Raw genomic sequence first — 19,939 nt, forward strand, 5'->3', positions numbered from 1 at the left:
CGCATGGCGCGGCCACACCGTCTATCAATCTTATCCCTTAATGTGGTACAGCGGTTCACCCGCTTTCACCTGACCGTGCGCTTTGATTTCCAGCTGCGCGAACTCCTCTATATTGCTGCAGAGCACCGGGCTAACCATCGAACGCACGTTAGCTTCGAGGTACACGAGATCCATTTCGAGAATCGGCTGACCTGCGACAACAGTAGCGCCTTCTTCCGCCAGACGGGTAAAGCCCTGACCCGCCAGCGCAACGGTATCAATCCCCATATGCACCACGATCTCAGCGCCGTCTTCGGTCTCAAGACAGAAGGCATGATCGGTGTTGAAAATCTTGATGAGAGTACCCGCCGCGGGTGAAACCACAATGTTGCTGGCCGGCAGGATGGCGACACCACCGCCAACGGCGCCGCTGGCGAAAGCTTCGTCAGGGACTTGCTCCAGCGCGACCAGCTCGCCGCTCACCGGGGCGACGAGCTCGATAACTCGCAATGAATTTGCTGCCTTGCGTGGACTCGTGTTGGCCGGTACGGCCGCATTGGGCAGCGCCTGCGCGGCATCGACGTGACCCGCGGTTTTCATGGCGGTGGCGATTTTTTCCGCCACGAAGCCAACGATTATCTGCACGTTGCTGGCGTTGAGGCGAATGACCCCGCTGGCTCCCAGGCGGCGGGCCAGCGCTTCATCGACCAGCGTTGCATCCTTAACGCCAAGGCGCAGGCGGGTGATGCAGGCGTCGATATTGGTGAGATTATCGGAACCACCGATAGCGGCAATGTACTGGCGCGCCAGCGCGCTGATATCCTGCTGTTTCGCGGCGCTCAGGTTCACATCTTCGCCATCGGCGGCGCTGCCGGCAACGGACAGCTCGCGGCCCGGCGTCAGCAGGTTGAAGCGGGTGATGGTGAAGCGGAAGACCAGATAATAAATCGCGAAGTACACCAGCCCCATGGGAATGAGCAGATACCAGTGGGTGGCCAGCGGGTTGCGCGATGCCAGTACCATATCGACCAGACCGGCGCTGAAGCCGAATCCGGCGATCCAGTGCATGCTGGCGGCGATGAAGACGGACACGCCGGTTAAAAAGGCGTGGATGACGTATAGCGCCGGCGCGACGAACATGAAGGAAAACTCCAGCGGTTCGGTAATGCCGGTGAAGAAGGCAGCAAATGCGCCAGCCATCATAATCCCCATCACCTTCGCTTTATTTTCCGCGCGGGCGCATTGGTACATCGCTAATGCCGCGCCCGGCAAGCCGAACATCATGACCGGGAAAAAGCCCGCCTGGTAACGACCGGTGATACCAACCACCGCTTTACCGGAGGCGATGGACTGCGCGCCGCCAAGGAAATTCGGGATGTCGTTAATCCCGGCGACGTCGAACCAGAATACCGAGTTCAGGGCGTGATGCAGGCCGACCGGGATGAGCAAGCGGTTGAAAAAAGCATAGATACCCGCACCCAGTGAGCCCAGTTTTTGGATATGTTCACCGAAGCTGACCAGCCCGCTAAAGACCACCGGCCAGATGAACATCAGGACAAACGCCACCACAATCATAGTGAATGAAGTGAGGATCGGCACCAGTCGGCGTCCGCTGAAGAACGAGAGCGCTTTCGGTAACTCCGTGCTGCTAAAGCGGTTATAGAGTTCCGCTGAAATAATGCCGACCATGATGCCGATAAACTGATTTTTAATCTTCGCAAAGGCCGCAGGCACCTGCTCGATTGGGATCTGCTGGATCATGGCGACAGCTGCCGGCGAACAGAGCGTGGTTAATACCAGAAAGCCGACAAACCCGGCCAGCGCGGCGGCGCCATCTTTATCTTTCGACATGCCGTAGGCTACCCCGACGGCAAACAGGACGCCCATATTATCTATAATGGCCGCACCGGACTGAATACATAGTGCGGCCAGCGCGTTAGAACTACCCCAGCCGTTGGGATCGATCCAGTAACCGATGCCCATTAAAATGGCGGCGGCAGGTAAAGTAGCGACGGGCACCATCAATGCCCGGCCGACTTTTTGTAGATAACCCAAAATATTCATATGAATTCCCTTAAAATAATAAATCCTGAAGCCGCATGTAATAAAGCGACTGACCTGTATAACGATGGGCAGTTAAAATTAAGCAGTCTTATTTTTATTGTGGGTTATTTTTAAGGGATTTCAGGAGGTGTTTAATGTTAGCCAGGTCGCATTTTAATAAATATTAAAAAGGACTTGGGTTATTAATAAATAGAATGAATAACAAAGCAGCGGTTATTTTTCAATAACCGCCATTGTTAAATGATACGGAGGTGAATTAATTAACTTATTGACCAGGCTACCGTACCGCGACAATAGGTTGTATTCACCTGATAATTATCTTCAAGGACAACAATATCGGCATCGTATCCGCGCTGTAATTTCCCTTTTCGACTATCAAAACCTAATAACCGTGCCGGATTAATGGTGCAGGATTTTAATGCCGCGCTAAACGGCACCATTGCTCTTTCGACCATATTATATAAGCCGCGATTGAGCTGTAGCGTGCTGCCGACCAGGACGCCGTTATCCCGTCTGGTTGCGCCATCATCGCCAAGTACCATTGGCTCTCCGCCGAACATATAGCGCCCCGGAGGACAACCTTTCGCCTTCATCGAGTCGCTTATCATGATGATGTCATTATCATTTTTGCTGCGATAAAGGTGGGCGGCGGAAACCAGGCTGACAAAGATACCGTCGGCAATCACCTCGCCGTACAGGCCATCAAGATTCAGGGCGGCGCCAAGCAGGCCGGGCTCGCGATTGACGTATTTCGCCATGCCGTTATAGACATGGGTGACATTTTTAGCGCCGTTGGCGACCGCCGCCAGCGCCTGCTCGAAAGAAGCATCCGAATGGCCCATATTGACCACAATCCCTTTCTTCGCGCAGTAGCGGGTCAGCGCAAACTGATGGTCTTCTTCCGGGGCAAGGGTAATGGCGATAATGTGGTCGCGCGCCGCCTTTTCGAAAGCCTGAAACTGGGTGACGTCGGCAGGGCGAATCTGTTTTTCCGGCTGCGCGCCGCGGTAAAGTTGGCTCAGGAACGGGCCTTCGAGATGGATGCCCAGAATTTCCGCGCCGCTATATCCTTCGTCCATGACGCGGGAAATATTGTCCAGCGCCGCCAGTAGCGTCGCGTTTTCATCGGTAACGGTAGTCGGGCAAAAGGCGGTGACGCCTTCTTCCGGTAGGCGGGAGGCCCAGCGGCGTAGCCCCTGTGGGTCGTTTTCGTTGGTATCGTAATCCCAGGCGCCGTGCGCATGGCTATCGATAAGGCCTGGTATAATGCGCCGCGCCCCGAAATCCTTATCCACGCGGGAGCTAAGACCGGGCGTGATCGCGCTGATAAGCCCATTTTCAATGGTTATTTGCGCCGGGTAAAAACCCCCGGCAAGCCACACTCGTTCGCTCTGGATTATCATATGCTCACCTTTAAGCGCTGATAAGCGATGCCGCGTCACGGTCGCATATGATGGTGACGTCCGCATGCATCAGTAAGAAGGAGGCGGGGAATTGCGGATCGATGCGTGTGCATTGGTGCAACTGCTTGATAATTTCCGCTTTTGATTTACCGTTGGCAATCAGCACGATCTTTTTGCTGCGCAAGATGGTGCCCATGCCCAAAGTGATAGCCTGCCGGGGGACTTCGTCCTGGCTGGCGAAGAAGCGGGCGTTCGCCGCAATGGTCTCTTCGTTAAGGTCGATGATATGGCATACCGGGCTATGGGTAGCATGGGGTTCATTGAAACCAATATGACCATCGTGACCAATGCCGAGAACGGTAATATCGAAATCGCCATGGCTTTGAATCAGGCGTTCGTAGCGAGCGCATTCGGCCTGCAGGTCGGGCGCCAGAATATCCGGTACGAAGGTATTTTCTTCAGCCATGTTGGCATGCTGATAAAAGTGCTGTTGCAGGAAGTAATAATAACTTTGCGGATCGTTTTTGACCAGCGGGATATATTCGTCGATATTAAACGAGAGGGCGCAGGAGAAATCGGCTTCGCCATCTTTCGCCATTCGGCTCATTTCGGCCAGGAGGCCGACGGGGGTTCCGCCAGTCGGTAAGGCCATTACTAAATCCGGTTTTTTATTCAGCTCCTGGGCAATATGTTGTGCTGCCAGGGCGCTCATTTTTTCGTAGGTGTCGGTAATAATAAAGTTCAACATGTTAATCCTTAACCGCCAATGGTGGCTTTTAATCCAATATCTTCAGCGTATTGTTTAATTTGTTCTGTTACTTCGCGTTGGCATGTTGGAATGTTGTGTAGAAAATAGGGCATACCAAGCTTTTGATATTTCCCAATGCCATAAATATGGTATTCGAGAATATCAACCTGTAAAACCGCCGGACCGAGTTTACGAATAAAGTCGAGACGCTGGCGAATATCCTCAGGATCGTCGTTACGCGTCGGCACGATCACCATTCGCGCGAGGATCGGCTTGCCCATAGCGGCGATCGCTTTGGCATTATCGAGGATCCGCCGATTGTCTACTCCGGTACAGGCAAGATGAGTCTCGGGGTTGAAAGCTTTAAAGTCGTAAGAGACCAGATCGACCGTTTCAATCAGCGGGCGCAGCTTTTCCCAGCGGATATTGCCTGCAGTATCGAGACATACGTGTACGCCCTGCGCTTTCAATATTTGCGCTGTTTCTTTGACGAACTCCGCCTGCAGCGCCGGCTCGCCGCCGGAAAAGGTCACGCCGCCAGTGCTTGAGTCGTAAAATGTCTTGTCGCGCAGTAGTAATTCCGCCAACTGGTGCGAGGTCATCTCTTTAGCGATTTTTTCATAGCCGTCGTAGGGACAGAGATCGACCATATCCAGGAGATTGCTGCAATTTCTACGGTCTATATTGACGCCATTGCCCGGTTCAGCAAGGGTAATGGCGTGGTTGTTTGCCGCCTGTACGCAGGTACCGCACTGGCGGCAGCGTTCTTTAAACCAGAAAACGTTATGGCCTGGCCCGATGGTTTCCGGATTCGCGCACCACTGGCAGCGCAGGTTGCACTGCTGCATAAAGACGGTGCTGCGTATTCCTGGGCCATCTTTGGTGGAATAACGTTGAATTCGGGAAATCAGGCCAGTTCTCATCGCGTTTCTCTCTTACCAGCTCAGTTCGGTGCGCGCGATAATCGCATCCTGCGCTTCCGGCATCAGCGTTGAGAACAGCGCGCAGTACCCGGCAACGCGCACCATCAGATTCGGGTAATCCTGCGGATTGGCCTTCGCGGCGCGCAGAATATTGGAATCAATGATGTTGAACTGATTATGGAAGATGTTTTTCTCACGGCTGGCTTCCATAAAGGCGGTAAATTTCTCCAGATTGTCGTCGCCTTCAAGCGCGCTTGGCGTGAACTTCATATTCAGCAGCTGGCCGCCGGCGATTTTCTGGTTCGGCAGTTTCGCAACCGAGTTAATGACCGCCGTCGGGCCTTCTTTATCCGCGCCGAGGCACGGAGAGGCGCCTTCGTTCAGCGGCAGCGTCGCCAGGCGACCATCCGGCGTGGCGCCGACGTCAAAACCATTCGGCACGTATGAAGTAATATTAGAGGTCGACATGGTATAACCGCAGCCTTTTGGCCCCTTACCATAGCGATCGGTTTTGTATTTCGGCAGCAGTTTGAGATAGGACTCGAAGACATCGGCGACGATATGGTCGACATAGTCGATATCGTTACCAAACTTCGGCGCATTGCGGCACAGTTTGCGTACGCGCGCGCCTTCCAGACCTTCAAAGTTGCTATCCATGGCGTCACGTAGCTGTTGAAGCGTCAGGACTTTATCGTCGAAGACCAGTTTTTTCACTGCCGCCAGGCTATCGCCGACCACGGAAGGGCCAATGTTGGAGGAACTCACGAAGTCATATTCCGCGCCGCCGTTTTTCAACGTTTTACCGCGTTCCAGCGAGCAGTTAATCGTGGCGGAGGCAAAGGCATCGGCATCGTGGTATTTCAGCGCCCGGTCGCAGACCAGATCGCAATCTACCGCCAGATCGGAGTAGAACTCCAGGAGCTGGTTCCACGCCGCCCATACTTCATCGTAAGACTGGTAGTTTATTTCTCGGCCTTCTTTACCGTTGATTTTCACTAACTGCACGCCGGTCGCCGGATCGCAGCCGTTGTTCATCACCAGCTCAAGGATCTTGCCGAAATTCACATAGGTCATGCCGGTGGCGCGGTGCCCCCAGCGGCCTGGGATCGCGGTTTCTACGCAACCCATTGAAGCATATTCGCGGGCGACTTCTTCTGTCAGGCCCAGCGTCATCATGGCAGGGATAACCACTTCATCGCAGAAGATCGACGGCATACCGAAGCCTTTACGAATGAGCTTTGCGGCATCCTGCATCAGCGAATGCGGGGTATCTTTTGAGAAACGAACGCTGAGGTTTGGTTCCGGCAGGCCGGTTAGCGCCATGGCTTCCAGCGACAGATAGGAAAGATCGTTGGTACCGTCGCTGCCGTCAGGCTTCATGCCGCCAACCATCAGGTTGGAATAGAGCGGATAGCCCCCGCTGAACTGAGTATGGCCCCACGGGCGTACTTTGTTCAGGCTGTTGGTCATGATGAAGAAGTGGGTCAGGATCTCCAGCGCCTTTTCTTTGCTGATTTTCCCGGCTTTGATATCGGCTTCGTAATACGGCCAGACGTACTGGTCGAAGCGGCCGAAGGAGAAAGAGTGGCCGTTGCTTTCAATCATCATCAGCAAATGGGTAAGGTAGACGGTTTCCACGGCTTCATAGAAGCTACGGGCTTTGCCTTCCATCAGATGGGCGAACATGTCGCTCATGGCCAGCAGTTCGTCGCGGCGTTTAGCATCGGACACTCTTGCCGCTTCGGTTTTAGCAAGCGCGGAGAAGCGTTTGCAGTATTTAAGCGCGGCCTCCATGGTAATAATGACCGCCTGATAGAAATCTTTTTGCTCGTCGGTCAGGTTGTCGTCATTTTCCAGGTGCTGTTTGGCGATATCGCGCATACCGCCATAGCCAACTTCCAGTACGAAATCGTGGTTCGGAATGATATGGCCGTCGCCGGACATGCTGATGCCGCCACGGTGCAGCACGCCCTGTTTTTCCGCCAGACGGTTAATTTGCGGTAGGTTGGCAAGCACTTCATCCTGATGGGTTTTTCCTTGCCAGTAATCCTGCAGGGTACGCAAGCGGGCTTTGGTGGATTCGGACACGCGGAAGCTATCACCGGAACGCTTATCAAATTCGTCCAGTTCATCGATAACCCAGTTAAAGGAGTATTCCGGGAACACCGGCGCGGCAAAATTGGCGCTCGCCTGGTTGCCGACAATCAGCATATCCGGTTCGATATAGATGGTCATTTTCTCCAGAATATCGGCTAACGCCAAAGCCCGGCGAATCACAATGGAATGGCCTTCGGAGCGTTTAAACGACTCGGTGATGATCTCTGCTCGTTCCGGGCATAGCGTCGCCACGCGATGGAACATCTGATCCTGTTTTTTAGCGATACGCGCGAAGTCGCAATCGTCGTTGGTAGGTTTGAAGCTCAGTAATCCGTTCATAAAGACCTCAATTCTGGAGGGGGTATCCCTATTCCACGCTTGAGGTGTTCTTTTGTCAATTTATTTATGATCTTTTGTGTTCTATTTATCATTAATAAATCTAAAAAGAACATTTAGAAAAAACGGAAAAGCACAGACGCCCGTTGCCGGGCGTGAAGTTATGCTGCGCTGTCGGCCAGCAACAGTTCGGTTTTTTGCGCAGTAAGCAGGGAGAGGATATCGGCTGGGAGGCCATCCTGACTGATAACGATGTCAAAATCGTCCAGTCGGGCATGGCCGGCAAGGAAAGTTTGCTCGAATTTACTTTTATCGGCGAGGAGGATTTTTTGCCGTCCGGCGCGCAGCAGCGCTCGCTTGACGTGGGCATCGGTCATTTTAGGGACCGTTAGCTCGCCGTGGTGGTTAATACCCTGGGTGCTGATAAAGACCTTATCGGCATGAATGGTGCTAAAAAACTCTGCGGTACTGAAAGAGATCATCCCCTGGGTATCATCTTCATATTCTCCCGGAGCGACGATTAACTTGATGTTTTTTCTTCCTTTTAGCAGGTTCACTACCGGTACTGAGTTAGTGATCACCATGATTTTTTTATCGAAAATTGATTGCGCTAGCGCCAGCAGCGTGGTCCCGCAGTCAATGATGATAGTGTCGCCGTCCTCAACCAGCTCTGCCGCTTTACGGCCAATCAGGTGTTTATCGTCAACCATCTGCACGGATTTAAGCTGAAAACTTGGCTCGACGCTGGCGCCGCTGGTCAGGTAGGCGCCGCCATAGGTCGTTTTGACGATTCCCTGTTTTTCGAAGAATGACAGATCCCGGCGGATAGTCATTTTGGTGACGCCGAACTTCTCGGCCAGTTCGTTTACAACGACTTTTTTGTCCTGTTGCAGAATGGCGTAAATGCTCATTCTTCTGTCTGATGATTGCATAACAACGATTTGCCCAAAGGAAAAACGCACTATAAAACACATCCCGTGTGCTGGCAATCGACGATCAAAGAAACATAAAAGAACACGCCCGGCTGACGCCGGGCGTAACGGGAAAGGTTATTCCCACTCTTGCAGGAAACGCTGTCCATATTGGTCGGCCACCAACAGCGCGGCGTACACCTGGTCGGCGCTGGCGCCGCCCGGCATATTGTGGATAGTTTCGCCTTCGGCGCAGGCGGCTTCCGCGACCGTGCGCATTTTGGCCGGGATATCGCCTTTAATATCGAGCTGCGCCAGCGTGATGGGCAGACCGACGCTGTGACAAAGCGCCGCAGCGGTCTCAATTTCTTCCACCGGCGCGTTTTCCAGCACCAGCTGCGTCAGGGTACCAAATGCGACCTTTTCTCCGTGGTAGAAGTGATGGGCGTCCGGGATGGCGGTCAGGCCATTGTGAATCGCGTGCGCCGCCGCCAGCCCGCCGCTCTCAAAGCCGACGCCGCTCAGGTAGGTGTTGGCTTCGATCACCCGCTCAAGCGCTGGGGTAACCACATGCTGCTCGGCGGCAAGCATCGCCTTTTCGCCTTCTTCAACCAGCGTGTTGTAGCATAGCTCCGCCAGCGCCAGCGCCGCCTGGGTGCATTTACCACCCGCCATTGTAGTCGCGCCGCTGCGCGAGCAGGCGCGGGCTTCAAACCAGGTCGCCAGCGCATCGCCAATCCCGGCGGCCAGCAGGCGAGCTGGCGCGCCTGCGACGATCTGCGTATCGACAACCACCATGTTCGGGTTGTGCGGCAGCATCAGATAGCTTTCGAATTCGCCATCGTCGGTATAGATAACAGACAACGCGCTGCACGGCGCATCGGTGGAGGCGATGGTCGGTGCCACGACCACCGGCAGGTGCATATAGTGAGCCAGCGCTTTCGCGGTATCCAGCGTCTTGCCGCCGCCGATGCCGAGCACTGCATGGCATTGGGCGCTGCTGGCGATATCGCGCAGGCGGTTGATTTCATTTTGCGAACATTCACCGCCGAACGGGGCGATTTCGGCCACCAGACCAGCGCCGCTCAGGCTGGTACGCAGCTGCTCTTCGGCGAAGCCGAGAACGAACTTGTCGCCGATGATTAGCCAGCGTTCAGCCAGCGGTTTGAGATATTCGCCGAGGCGCTTGATGGCGCCAGCGCCCTGGATGTATTTACCGGGTGATTGAATAATGCGATCCATTTCGATTCCTCCGCGATGACCGTGCAAGCCGCCTGTTGGCGGCCGACGATCGGATTACAGGTTCAACGTGCCAAATGCGTTATTCCAGTCCTGCTCAAACTTCTCTATGGCTGACTCTACCGCAGGGGTGCCGAGCATTTGTTGCGCTACGTCTAAGGGGAGGGTGATAGCTTCACAGCCGGCTAACAGGCAATCCAGCGCCTGACGCGGGGTTTTGAAGCTCGCGGCCAGGACTTTGCTTTCCGGGGCGTGCATTTCCAGCAGGGATTGCAGTTCTTGCACCATGCGAATGCCGTCACCGCCCTGGGCGTCGACGCGGTTGACGTACGGCGCGACGTATTTCGCGCCGGCCAGCGCCGCGAGCAGCCCCTGGGAAGCGCTATAGACGGCGGTGCCAAGCGTAGGGATGCCTTCTTTTTTCAGTAGTTTGATGGCGGCGAGACCTTCGGCGGTAACCGGGATCTTAACCACGATTCCTGGTACGGCGTTACTCAGGCGTTTGGCTTCTGCCACCATACCTTGCGCATCGCGACTCATGGTCTGCGCGAACAGAATACCTTCCGGGCCGACGGCTTTTTGCAGGCGAGGCAGCACATCCCAGACCGGGGTTTTGCCGGCGGCGATGATGCTCGGGTTGGTGGTGACGCCAGCCAGCGGATAAATACGGGCCAGACGTTCAACTTCAGCGACGTTCGCGGTGTCCAGATAGAGTTCCATAACCATTCCTCGATGTGTAATTCAATGATGTTGAGGTAAGGATACGGCTTCCGTTTGCCTGCTCGCCAGATGACAATTTTGCCAAAAACTGGATAAATGTACGCATTACGATTAAGAGTGATTTAGATCACATTTGTCCACGCAATAGTGCATCCAGGCTGAAATAGCCTGCAGGTGGAAATCAGTAACTTACAAAAATCTAGTTTTACGGCGCAGAGGGGGTTTCCGTCAGTTGGCTATGGTACTGGCGGCGATACTCGGAAGGAGAACGTTCAGTATTCTTGCGGAACAGGCGGCAGAAGTAATTGCTGTCGGCGAAGCCGCAGGCGTGGGCGATATCTTTTACTTTCATATCATGACCCTTCAGTAGCATGCGCGCCTGTTCGAGGCGGATATGATTGAGGTATTCGTTAAAGCCCATGGGTCCGCACTTCTGAAACAGATGTGAGAGATAGTTGGGAGAGAGATAAAACTCCTGGGCTACGGATTCCCGGCTCAGCGGCTCAGCGAAATGGACATCGATATACTGGCGGATCGCCTCGAACAGCGCCTGGCTGCGCGATGAGGTTTGCGCCTGGCTACCCAGCAGATCGGTACAGTGGCTGAGCAGACTAATCACGATACAGCGGGCGGTTTGCTGCTCCTGCGGTTGCATGCGTATCTCATTTAGCGCCTGTAGCAGGAATGAACCCACGCGCGGCCCGCGGCGTGGTACCTGGATCTTCTGGACAAGAGTTAGCGCTTCTCCGTTCCAGCGCTGCAGCGTAAATTCCAACTGCTGTTTGCCAAACAGGATGCTTAAGAGCAGACAGGGCGTCTGCCACTGCGGCCAGTTCCAGCCATCGCCGGCAATATACAGTACGTCGCGCGCCTGCAGCGGCGCGGCGTTTTCGCCTAAGGCGAGATCGCGCAACTGCCCCTCAATGACGATATTCAGACGGGGGAAATCGAGCTGTATCACGGCTTCAGCAGGTGGTCGCATTGCGCTGGCAAAATGCACCTCCGCAATGTTATTCGTTTTTTTTATCAATGAATCAATGAGTTGATAGATGCTATTGTCCATCATTGCCCCGTCAAATACGTCACGCGGTTCATCATACCGGACATTTTTCCAGCGGTAAAAGCGCGAACTCGTCGTTATTGCTTCTCGGTTGTGAAATGTTATATCGTAACATTTTATCGCAATCGATATTCGACTCAGGAGAGAGTAATGACCCGAAAGATCCCCATGCTCGCGTTTGGCTTCGGCATGGCGCTTGCCAGCGTTCAGGCATTCGCCCACGGTAGCCATCATCATGGCCCGGCGTTAACTGAAACGGAACGCCGGGCCAGCGAAGGCATTTTTGCCGATAAAGATGTGAAGGATCGCGCGTTGAGCGATTGGGATGGCGTCTGGCAGTCAGTCAATCCGTACCTGCTGAATGGCGACCTTGACCCGGTTCTGGAACAAAAAGCGAAAAAGCCCGGCGGCAAGAGCGTGGAAGAGTATCGCGCCTATTATAAGAAGGGCTATGCCACCGACGTAGAGCAGATTGGCATCGAAGATGACGTGATAGAGTTCCACGTCGGCAAGACCGTTAATAGCTGCAAATACCGCTACTCAGGCTACAAAATCCTGCAATATGCCTCCGGCAAGAAGGGCGTTCGCTACCTGTTTGAGTGCCAGCAGGCTGACGGCAAAGCGCCGAAATTCGTCCAGTTCAGCGACCATATTATTGGCCCGCGCAAATCGCAGCATTTCCATATTTTCATGGGGAATGAATCTCAGGAAGCCTTGCTGAAAGAGATGGATAACTGGCCGACCTATTATCCGTATGCGCTGCATAAAGAGCAGATCGTCGATGAGATGTTGCATCACTAAAATGAATGGGAAATTCCCCCGACCGGGCGGCCGGGGGAAACGATGATTAGCCGGTATTACGCATCCCAGCCGCGACGCCGGCAATGGTGACCATCAGCGCTTGCTCAACGCGCGCATCCGGTTCCTCGCCAGCCTCTTCGGCCTGACGCGAACGGTGCAGCAGTTCGGCCTGCAGGACGTTCAGCGGGTCGGTATAGATGTTACGCAACTGGATGGATTCGGCAATCCACGGCAGGTCGGCCATCAGGTGGGAGTCGTTAGCGATGGCCAGCACCACTTTGATATCGGCGGTTAACAGCTGACGCAGCTCTTCGCCGAGTTTCCACAGTTCCGGTTTCACCAGCCGCTGATCGTAGTACTCCGCCAGCCACAGGTCGGCTTTTGAATAGACCATCTCCAGCATGCCCAGGCGGGTTGAGAAGAACGGCCAGTCGCGGCACATGCTTTCCAGCTCGCTCTGCTTGCCTCCCTCGACTACTTTCTGCAGCGCGGCGCCGGCGCCCAGCCAGGCCGGCAGCATCAGGCGGTTCTGGGTCCAGGCGAAGATCCACGGGATAGCGCGCAGTGACTCGACGCCGCCGGTCGGGCGACGCTTCGCCGGGCGCGAGCCAAGCGGCAGTTTGCCCAGTTCCTGTTCCGGGGTCGCGGAGCGGAAATAAGGGACGAAGTCTTTGTCCTCACGCACGTAGCCGCGATACATCTTACAGGAGACGTCGGACAGCTCGGCCATGATCTCGCGCCACTGCGGTTTTGGTTCCGGCGGCGGCAGCAGGTTGGCTTCCAGAATGGCGCTGGTATACAACGACAGGCTGCTGATGGTCACTTCCGGCAGGCCGTACTTAAAGCGGATCATCTCGCCCTGTTCGGTGACGCGCAGGCCGCCTTTCAGACTACCCGGCGGCTGCGAGAGCAGCGCGGCATGGGCCGGAGCGCCGCCGCGACCGATGGAGCCGCCGCGACCGTGGAATAGAGTCAGTTCAATACCGGCTTTTTCGCAGGTTTTGATTAGCGCGTCCTGTGCCTGATACTGGGCCCAGGAGGCGGCCATCACGCCGGCATCTTTGGCCGAGTCGGAGTAGCCGATCATGACCATCTGTTTGCCCTGAATAAAGCCGCGATACCAGTCAATATTCAGCAACTGAGTCATGACGTCGTTGGCGTTGTTCAGGTCGTCGAGCGTTTCAAACAGCGGCGCGACCGGCAGGGCAAAGCCGATACCGGCTTCCTTCAGCAGCAGATGAACCGCCAGCACGTCGGACGGCGTTTTGGCCATTGAGATAACATAGGCGGCGATCGAGCCGCGCGGCGCTTCAGCGATCACCTTGCAGGTGTCGAGGACTTCGCGAGTCTCTTCGCTTGGTTCCCACTGGCGTGGCAGCAGCGGGCGTTTGGAGTTCAGTTCACGGATCAGGAAGGCCTGCTTGTCGGCTTCCGACCAGCTTTCATAATCGCCGATCCCGAGGTAGCGGGTCATTTCGCCCAGCGCTTCGGTGTGGCGGGTGCTTTCCTGACGGATATCGATACGCACCAGCGGTACGCCGAAAGATTTCACCCGGCGCAGGGTATCGAGCAGTTCGCCGTTGGCGATGATGCCCATGCCGCAGGCCTGCAGCGATTTATAGCAGGCGTACAGCGGTTCCCACAGCTGTTCGTTTTGCGTGATAAGACCCGCTGGTTTCGGCAGTTTTTGCCCTTTCAGACGCGCTTCCAGCCAGGCCTGGGTCTCCATCAACTGGCTACGCAGTTTTTTCATCAGATAACGATACGGCTCTTGCGCGCCTTCCGCGCCGGCCAAATCGCGGAGCTCGTCGGTGCATTCGACCATCGACAGCTCGGAGATAAGCACCTGGATATCTTTCAGGAACAGATCGGTCGCTTTCCAGCGGCTGAGCAACAGCACGTGGCGGGTGATATCGGCGGTGACGTTCGGGTTGCCGTCACGGTCGCCGCCCATCCAGGAGGTGAAGCGTACCGGGACGAAATCAACCGGTAGCTGGTAGCCGAGGTTGGCTTCCAGCTGTTCGTTCAGCTCGCGCAGATAGTTCGGCACGCCTTCCCACAGGCTGTTTTCAACTACCGCGAAACCCCATTTGGCTTCATCGACCGGAGAAGGGCGGTATTTACGAATTTCATCGGTATGCCAGGATTGGGCGATCAGCTGGCGCAGGCGGCGCATCAGCTGATTGTGCTCATAGTCGGCGATATCTTTGTTATCCAACTGCTTAAGGCAGTTGTTGACCTCCACCATTTTGTGGATCAGCGTCCGGCGGGTGATCTCGGTCGGGTGAGCGGTTAACACCAGCTCCAGCGACAGGGATTCCACCGCTTTTTTAATGGTGTCTTCGTTGAGATTGGGTTGGTCTTTGAGTTTTCTCAGGGTACGCGCAATAACTTCCGGATTACTGGCGGCTTCGCCGTTGGGCGAAATGCTGTGATATTGCTCAGCGGTATTGGCCAGATTCAAAAACTGGCTAAAGGCGCGCGCCACCGGCAGCAGCTCGTCGTTGGACAAGTTTTGCAGCGTGGTGAGCAGCTCCTGGCGATTGGCTTCATTGCCCGCGCGAGAAGATTTGGACAACTTACGGATAGTTTCGACTCGATCAAGAATGTTTTCTCCTAACGCATCCTTGATGGTGTCGCCCAGCACCTTACCGAGCATACTGACATTACTACGCAAAGCGGAATATTGTTCGTTCATGTTACCCCAGACACCCCATCTCATTTTATTTTGTTATATCCGGCGCTCCGTGAATTGAGCAGTGGATAAGCAACCCGTCTTTTATAAAGCCACGTAAATACCCCCGCGTCAATTGCTGCGAAATCGCTTCAGCAAACGAATAAATAGCGATAATTTGCGAAAGTTAACTCAGCGGTCGGCGGATAAGCATTACTTATGGAAGTGTGACGATCGTCACTCTCCCGCCTCCGGACGTGAAGGCGGGAAAACGGCGGCAATTAATGCCAGCAGAAGTGATGGACAACCTGGGTGATGAGCTCGCGCGTTGGCTTAATAAACCGCGTCTCCAGATATTCATCCGGCTGGTGGGCCTGGTTGATGGAACCCGGTCCTAACACCAGCGTAGGGCACAGCGTCTGGATAAATGGCGCTTCGGTGCAGTAGTTCACCACTTCGGTCTGCGCGCCGAGCAGTTTTTCAACCACTTCGACCAGCTTGTGGTCCGGCGGGCATTCATAGCCTGGGATCGGCGGATGCAGCTCAGAGACCGTCAGACGCCCTGGCCAGCGCTCGCTAACCGGCGCCAGCGCTTCATCCAGCAGACCGTTCAGGTCGTTAAGCGTCATACCCGGCAATGGACGAATATCCATGTGCAGCTCGCAGCAGGCGCAGATGCGGTTGGATGCATCGCCGCCGTGAATGGCGCCCAGGTTGAGCGTCGGATAAGGCACGGTGAAGGCAGCGTAGTGGTAACGCTCTTTTAAGTCATCGCGCAGTTGCATGATGCGGCCAATCGCATCGTGCATCAGTTCGATAGCGTTCACGCCGCGCGCCGGGTCGCTGGAGTGGCCTGACTGGCCCAGTACGCGTACCGCTGTTGAAATGTGGCCTTTATGCGCCCGCACCGGCTGCAGCGAGGTCGGCTCGCCGATGATGGCGCAGTCCGGGCGTAGCTGTGTGGTTTCAGCGAAATAGCGCGCGCCCGCCATGCTGGTTTCTTCGTCAGCGGTGGCCAGAATATACAGCGGTTTTTTCAATTTACTGACGTCAACGTCGCGCAGGGCATCGAGGATAAACGCGAAGAAGCCTTTCATATCGGCCGTGCCGAGGCCGTAGAGTTTGTTGTCGTGCTCGGTAAGCGTAAACGGGTCGCGAGTCCAGCGACCATCGTCGAAAGGCACGGTATCGGTATGCCCGGCAAGCAGCAGGCCGCCAGCGCCGTGGCCGGTACTGGCCAACATATTGAATTTATTACGCGTCTCCGGTACTGGCTGGATCTCGACGTTAAAGCCCAGATCGCGGAACCAGCCGCCGAGTAAATTGATTAAAGACTCATTGCTTTGATCCAGCGCTTCTTCGGTCGCGCTGATGGAGGGTGTGGCGATCAATGCGCGGTAAATCTCGATAAAGGGCGGTAAATTGTTTTTCATTGTTGACACACCTCTGGTCATGATAGTATCAATATTCATGCAGTATTTGTGAATAAAAATACAATATCGTTGAGCGCAATAAAACCCATCGAATGTAAGGAGATGCTCTTCCAATGCTAAATACGCTGATCGTGGGAGCTAGCGGCTATGCCGGCGCAGAGCTGGTGGCCTATGTAAATCGCCACCCTCATATGAACATAACCGCTTTGACCGTCTCCGCGCAAAGCAATGATGCTGGAAAGTTAATTTCCGATATACATCCGCAGTTGAAAGGCATTGTCGATTTGCCGCTGCAGGCAATGTCCGATATCAGCGAATTTAGCGCCGGCGCGGATGTGGTGTTCCTCGCCACCGCGCATGAAGTCAGCCACGATCTGGCGCCGCAGTTTTTGGCCGCGGGCTGCGTGGTGTTCGATTTATCCGGCGCGTTTCGCGTCAACGATGGGGCGTTCTACGAAAAATACTACGGTTTCACGCATCAGCATCCGGACCTGCTCAAACAGGCGGTCTACGGTCTGGCCGAGTGGAACGTCGAAGCATTGAAAGAGGCGAATTTGATCGCGGTGCCTGGCTGCTACCCGACAGCGGCGCAGCTGGCGTTAAAACCGCTGATCGATGCCGGTGTGTTGGAGCTGAAGCAATGGCCGGTGATCAACGCCACCAGCGGCGTCAGCGGCGCCGGGCGTAAGGCGGCGATGAGCAATAGCTTCTGCGAAGTCAGCCTGCAGCCGTACGGTGTTTTCAATCATCGCCACCATCCGGAAATTTCTACCCATCTGGGCGCAGAGGTGATCTTCACTCCCCATTTGGGCAATTTTAAACGCGGTATTCTGGAAACCATTACCTGCCGCCTGAAGCCGGGCGTCGGTAAAGAGCAGGTTGCTGAGGTCTTCCAGCAGGCCTATGCCAATAAGCCGTTGGTCCGTTTATACGATAAAGGCGTACCGGCGCTGAAAAACGTAGTTGGGCTGCCATTCTGTGATATCGGTTTTGCCGTCCAGGACGAACATATTATCGTCGTGGCCGCAGAGGATAACCTGCTGAAAGGCGCGGCAGCGCAGGCCGTGCAGTGCGCTAACATTCGTTTCGGCTTCGCTGAGACGCAGTCTTTAATTTAAGGTGTGATGATGAACAATCCATTGATTATCAAACTTGGCGGCGTGTTGTTGGATAGCGAAGAAGCGCTGGAGCGCCTGTTTACCGCGCTGGTGCATTACCGCGAAACACACCAGCGTCCGCTGGTTATCGTCCACGGCGGCGGCTGCGTGGTGGATGAGCTGATGAAACAGCTTAATCTGCCGGTGAAAAAGAAAAATGGCCTGCGCGTAACGCCTGCCGATCAGATTGACATCATTACCGGCGCGCTGGCGGGAACCGCCAACAAAACGCTGCTGGCATGGGCGAAAAAGCATGGTCTTTCCTCGGTAGGGCTGTTCCTTGGCGATGGCGATAGCGTGAAGGTGACTCAGTTGGATGAAGAACTGGGCCACGTTGGTAAAGCGCAGGCAGGCTCGCCGACGCTTATCAATACGCTGCTGGCGGGCGGCTACCTGCCTGTGGTGAGCTCGATTGGCGTCACTGACGAAGGACAGCTGATGAACGTCAACGCCGATCAGGCGGCGACGGCGCTGGCGGCGACGCTGGGCGCGGATCTTATCCTGCTGTCCGATGTGAGCGGCATTCTCGACGGCAAAGGTCAGCGGATTGCGGAAATGACCGCCTCCAGGGCCGAGCAACTGATTGAACAGGGCATCATTACCGACGGTATGATCGTGAAAGTAAACGCGGCGCTGGACGCGGCGCGCGAGCTGGGTCGCCCGGTGGATATCGCCTCCTGGCGTCATGCCGAGCAGCTGCCGGCATTATTTAACGGTACGCCGATCGGTACGCGTATTTTGGCTTAAGATTGAATGCCCGGCGGCGCGTTGTTTGCCGGGGCAACAAGACCGTAGGCCGGGTAAGCGCAGCGCGACCCGGCAGAACTCACGAATAAAGGAAGCATGTTATGGCACTTTGGGGCGGGCGTTTTACACAGGCAGCAGACCAGCGGTTCAAACAATTCAACGACTCTTTACGCTTTGACTATCGTCTGGCGGAACAGGATATCGTGGGATCCGTCGCCTGGTCCAAAGCGCTGGTAACCGTAGGCGTACTGACCGCCGATGAGCAGCTGCAGCTGGAAGAGGCGCTGAACGTTCTGCTGGAAGAGGTACGCGCCAACCCGCAGCAAATCCTTGAAAGCGATGCCGAAGATATCCATAGCTGGGTCGAAGGAAAACTGATCGATAAAGTCGGCCAGTTGGGCAAAAAACTGCATACCGGACGTAGTCGTAATGACCAGGTCGCCACCGATCTCAAGCTGTGGTGCAAAGAGACCGTCACCGAACTGCTGTCCGCGACCCGCCAACTGCAAAGCGCGCTGGTGGAAACTGCAGGCAACAATCAGGATGCGGTGATGCCGGGCTATACCCATCTGCAGCGCGCCCAGCCGGTGACCTTTGCGCACTGGTGTCTGGCCTACGTTGAAATGCTGGCCCGTGATGAAAGCCGCCTGCAGGACGCGCTCAAGCGCCTTGATGTCAGCCCGCTGGGCTGCGGCGCGCTGGCGGGAACCGCTTATGAAATCGACCGTGAACAGCTGGCCGGTTGGTTGGGTTTCGCATCGGCGACCCGTAACAGCCTCGATAGCGTCTCCGATCGCGATCACGTGCTGGAGCTGCTTTCCGATGCCTCAATCGGCATGGTGCACCTGTCGCGTTTTGCCGAAGATCTGATTTTCTTCAATACCGGCGAAGCGGGTTTTGTTGAACTGTCTGACCGCGTTACTTCCGGTTCGTCGCTGATGCCGCAGAAGAAAAACCCGGATGCGCTGGAACTGATCCGCGGTAAATGCGGCCGCGTGCAGGGCGCGCTGACCGGCATGATGATGACCCTGAAAGGGCTACCGTTGGCCTACAACAAAGATATGCAGGAAGACAAAGAAGGGCTGTTCGATGCGCTGGACACCTGGCTCGACTGCCTGCACATGGCGGCGCTGGTACTGGACGGTATTCAGGTGAAACGTCCGCGCTGTGCGGAAGCGGCGCAGCAGGGCTACGCCAACGCTACCGAGCTGGCGGATTACCTGGTGGCAAAAGGCGTTCCGTTCCGCGAAGCGCACCATATCGTCGGTGAAGCGGTGGTTGAAGCGATTGCTCAGGGCAAAGCGTTGGAAGATTTGCCGTTAAGCGACCTGCAAAAGTTCAGCAGCGTTATCGGCGATGACGTCTACCCGATCCTGTCGTTGCAGTCCTGCCTTGATAAACGTGCGGCCAAAGGCGGCGTCTCGCCGCAGCAGGTGGCGCAGGCGATTGCCGACGCCAGACAGCGCCTGGTGTAAGAGATTGCGCGTGAGTGAATGAGCCTGGGTAACTCCCGGGCTTTTTTACGCAAAAAAAAGCGGACACAAGGTCCGCAAAAGTTCACGTTGGCTTTAGTTGTTCGGGTAGGGAAACTGTGAGGCGACTCAATGATTTTCAGATGTTCTCCTCGTTTCTGTGGTTATTATTGAA

15 protein-coding genes are annotated in these 19,939 nt (G+C 55.3%); 4 read left to right on the forward strand and 11 right to left on the reverse strand.

The genetic code is table 11. The features are described 5' to 3' along the window. Window positions 1-30 precede the first annotated feature (30 nt). The 9 genes from nagE to AC22LX_RS23660 all read right to left on the reverse strand — a co-directional run bounded on the left by nagE (window position 31) and on the right by AC22LX_RS23660 (window position 11,606). Complete coding sequence (gene nagE, locus AC22LX_RS23620; protein ID WP_045395306.1) at window positions 31-2,043, reverse strand: N-acetylglucosamine-specific PTS transporter subunit IIBC; 2,013 nt, start codon at window positions 2,041-2,043, stop codon at window positions 31-33. Between the two features lie 260 nt (window positions 2,044-2,303). Continuing rightward, entirely contained in the window at window positions 2,304-3,446 is a 1,143-nt protein-coding gene (gene nagA / locus AC22LX_RS23625; RefSeq protein ID WP_045395308.1) for an N-acetylglucosamine-6-phosphate deacetylase, read from the reverse strand. A 10-nt stretch (window positions 3,447-3,456) separates the two neighbouring features. Continuing rightward, window positions 3,457-4,194, reverse strand: coding sequence for a glucosamine-6-phosphate deaminase (gene nagB, locus AC22LX_RS23630; protein WP_047066289.1), 738 nt, complete (start codon window positions 4,192-4,194; stop codon window positions 3,457-3,459). Window positions 4,195-4,202: 8 nt separating this feature from the next. Continuing rightward, window positions 4,203-5,117, reverse strand: coding sequence for a glycyl-radical enzyme activating protein (locus AC22LX_RS23635; protein WP_487334242.1), 915 nt, complete (start codon window positions 5,115-5,117; stop codon window positions 4,203-4,205). Between the two features lie 12 nt (window positions 5,118-5,129). Next, on the reverse strand, window positions 5,130-7,553 hold the full coding sequence (locus tag AC22LX_RS23640) for a glycyl radical protein (protein WP_487334243.1): 2,424 nt from the start codon (window positions 7,551-7,553) through the stop codon (window positions 5,130-5,132). A gap of 158 nt (window positions 7,554-7,711) precedes the next feature. Further along, window positions 7,712-8,461, reverse strand: coding sequence for a DeoR/GlpR family DNA-binding transcription regulator (locus tag AC22LX_RS23645; RefSeq protein WP_045395317.1), 750 nt, complete (start codon window positions 8,459-8,461; stop codon window positions 7,712-7,714). Between the two features lie 138 nt (window positions 8,462-8,599). Next, window positions 8,600-9,703, reverse strand: coding sequence for a bifunctional L-1,2-propanediol dehydrogenase/glycerol dehydrogenase (gene gldA, locus AC22LX_RS23650; protein WP_047047243.1), 1,104 nt, complete (start codon window positions 9,701-9,703; stop codon window positions 8,600-8,602). A gap of 54 nt (window positions 9,704-9,757) precedes the next feature. Then, on the reverse strand, window positions 9,758-10,420 hold the full coding sequence (gene fsa, locus AC22LX_RS23655; RefSeq protein WP_004203684.1) for a fructose-6-phosphate aldolase: 663 nt from the start codon (window positions 10,418-10,420) through the stop codon (window positions 9,758-9,760). 205 nt (window positions 10,421-10,625) lie between these two features. Further along, complete coding sequence (locus AC22LX_RS23660; RefSeq protein ID WP_487334245.1) at window positions 10,626-11,606, reverse strand: helix-turn-helix transcriptional regulator; 981 nt, start codon at window positions 11,604-11,606, stop codon at window positions 10,626-10,628. 24 nt (window positions 11,607-11,630) lie between these two features. On the opposite strand from AC22LX_RS23660, the gene zinT reads away from it, so the two are divergent. After that, window positions 11,631-12,281 (forward strand): metal-binding protein ZinT, encoded by a 651-nt coding sequence (zinT, locus tag AC22LX_RS23665; protein WP_487334244.1) that lies wholly within the window; start codon window positions 11,631-11,633, stop codon window positions 12,279-12,281. A gap of 46 nt (window positions 12,282-12,327) precedes the next feature. Here zinT and ppc read toward each other — a convergent pair whose 3' ends face one another. Together ppc and argE are read right to left on the reverse strand one after the other, a co-directional pair. Next, the gene (gene ppc / locus AC22LX_RS23670) at window positions 12,328-14,979 is read right to left on the reverse strand and encodes a phosphoenolpyruvate carboxylase (RefSeq protein WP_047049857.1); all 2,652 of its coding nucleotides are present in this window, start codon (window positions 14,977-14,979) and stop codon (window positions 12,328-12,330) included. Between the two features lie 257 nt (window positions 14,980-15,236). Beyond that, on the reverse strand, window positions 15,237-16,388 hold the full coding sequence (gene argE, locus AC22LX_RS23675; protein WP_015368914.1) for an acetylornithine deacetylase: 1,152 nt from the start codon (window positions 16,386-16,388) through the stop codon (window positions 15,237-15,239). 113 nt (window positions 16,389-16,501) lie between these two features. On the opposite strand from argE, the gene argC reads away from it, so the two are divergent. From argC to argH, 3 genes are all read left to right on the forward strand, one after another. Next, on the forward strand, window positions 16,502-17,506 hold the full coding sequence (argC, locus tag AC22LX_RS23680) for an N-acetyl-gamma-glutamyl-phosphate reductase (RefSeq protein ID WP_063414032.1): 1,005 nt from the start codon (window positions 16,502-16,504) through the stop codon (window positions 17,504-17,506). A gap of 9 nt (window positions 17,507-17,515) precedes the next feature. Further along, the gene (argB, locus tag AC22LX_RS23685) at window positions 17,516-18,292 is read left to right on the forward strand and encodes an acetylglutamate kinase (protein ID WP_015368912.1); all 777 of its coding nucleotides are present in this window, start codon (window positions 17,516-17,518) and stop codon (window positions 18,290-18,292) included. A gap of 101 nt (window positions 18,293-18,393) precedes the next feature. Then, the gene (gene argH, locus AC22LX_RS23690) at window positions 18,394-19,767 is read left to right on the forward strand and encodes an argininosuccinate lyase (protein WP_015368911.1); all 1,374 of its coding nucleotides are present in this window, start codon (window positions 18,394-18,396) and stop codon (window positions 19,765-19,767) included. The last annotated feature ends 172 nt before the right edge of the window (window positions 19,768-19,939 follow it).

It is taken from the genome of Klebsiella sp. PK01 (assembly GCF_057624675.1).

Bases quoted from the DNA above. Each gene is read 5' to 3' on its own strand.
- nagE (WP_045395306.1), bottom strand. From the start codon at position 2,043: ATGAATATTTTGGGTTATCTACAAAAAGTCGGCCGGGCATTGATGGTG.
- nagA (WP_045395308.1), bottom strand. From the start codon at position 3,446: ATGATAATCCAGAGCGAACGAGTGTGGCTTGCCGGGGGTTTTTACCCG.
- nagB (WP_047066289.1), bottom strand. From the start codon at position 4,194: ATGTTGAACTTTATTATTACCGACACCTACGAAAAAATGAGCGCCCTG.
- AC22LX_RS23635 (WP_487334242.1), bottom strand. From the start codon at position 5,117: ATGAGAACTGGCCTGATTTCCCGAATTCAACGTTATTCCACCAAAGAT.
- AC22LX_RS23640 (WP_487334243.1), bottom strand. From the start codon at position 7,553: ATGAACGGATTACTGAGCTTCAAACCTACCAACGACGATTGCGACTTC.
- AC22LX_RS23645 (WP_045395317.1), bottom strand. From the start codon at position 8,461: ATGAGCATTTACGCCATTCTGCAACAGGACAAAAAAGTCGTTGTAAAC.
- gldA (WP_047047243.1), bottom strand. From the start codon at position 9,703: ATGGATCGCATTATTCAATCACCCGGTAAATACATCCAGGGCGCTGGC.
- fsa (WP_004203684.1), bottom strand. From the start codon at position 10,420: ATGGAACTCTATCTGGACACCGCGAACGTCGCTGAAGTTGAACGTCTG.
- zinT (WP_487334244.1), top strand. From the start codon at position 11,631: ATGACCCGAAAGATCCCCATGCTCGCGTTTGGCTTCGGCATGGCGCTT.
- ppc (WP_047049857.1), bottom strand. From the start codon at position 14,979: ATGAACGAACAATATTCCGCTTTGCGTAGTAATGTCAGTATGCTCGGT.
- argE (WP_015368914.1), bottom strand. From the start codon at position 16,388: ATGAAAAACAATTTACCGCCCTTTATCGAGATTTACCGCGCATTGATC.
- argC (WP_063414032.1), top strand. From the start codon at position 16,502: ATGCTAAATACGCTGATCGTGGGAGCTAGCGGCTATGCCGGCGCAGAG.
- argB (WP_015368912.1), top strand. From the start codon at position 17,516: ATGAACAATCCATTGATTATCAAACTTGGCGGCGTGTTGTTGGATAGC.
- argH (WP_015368911.1), top strand. From the start codon at position 18,394: ATGGCACTTTGGGGCGGGCGTTTTACACAGGCAGCAGACCAGCGGTTC.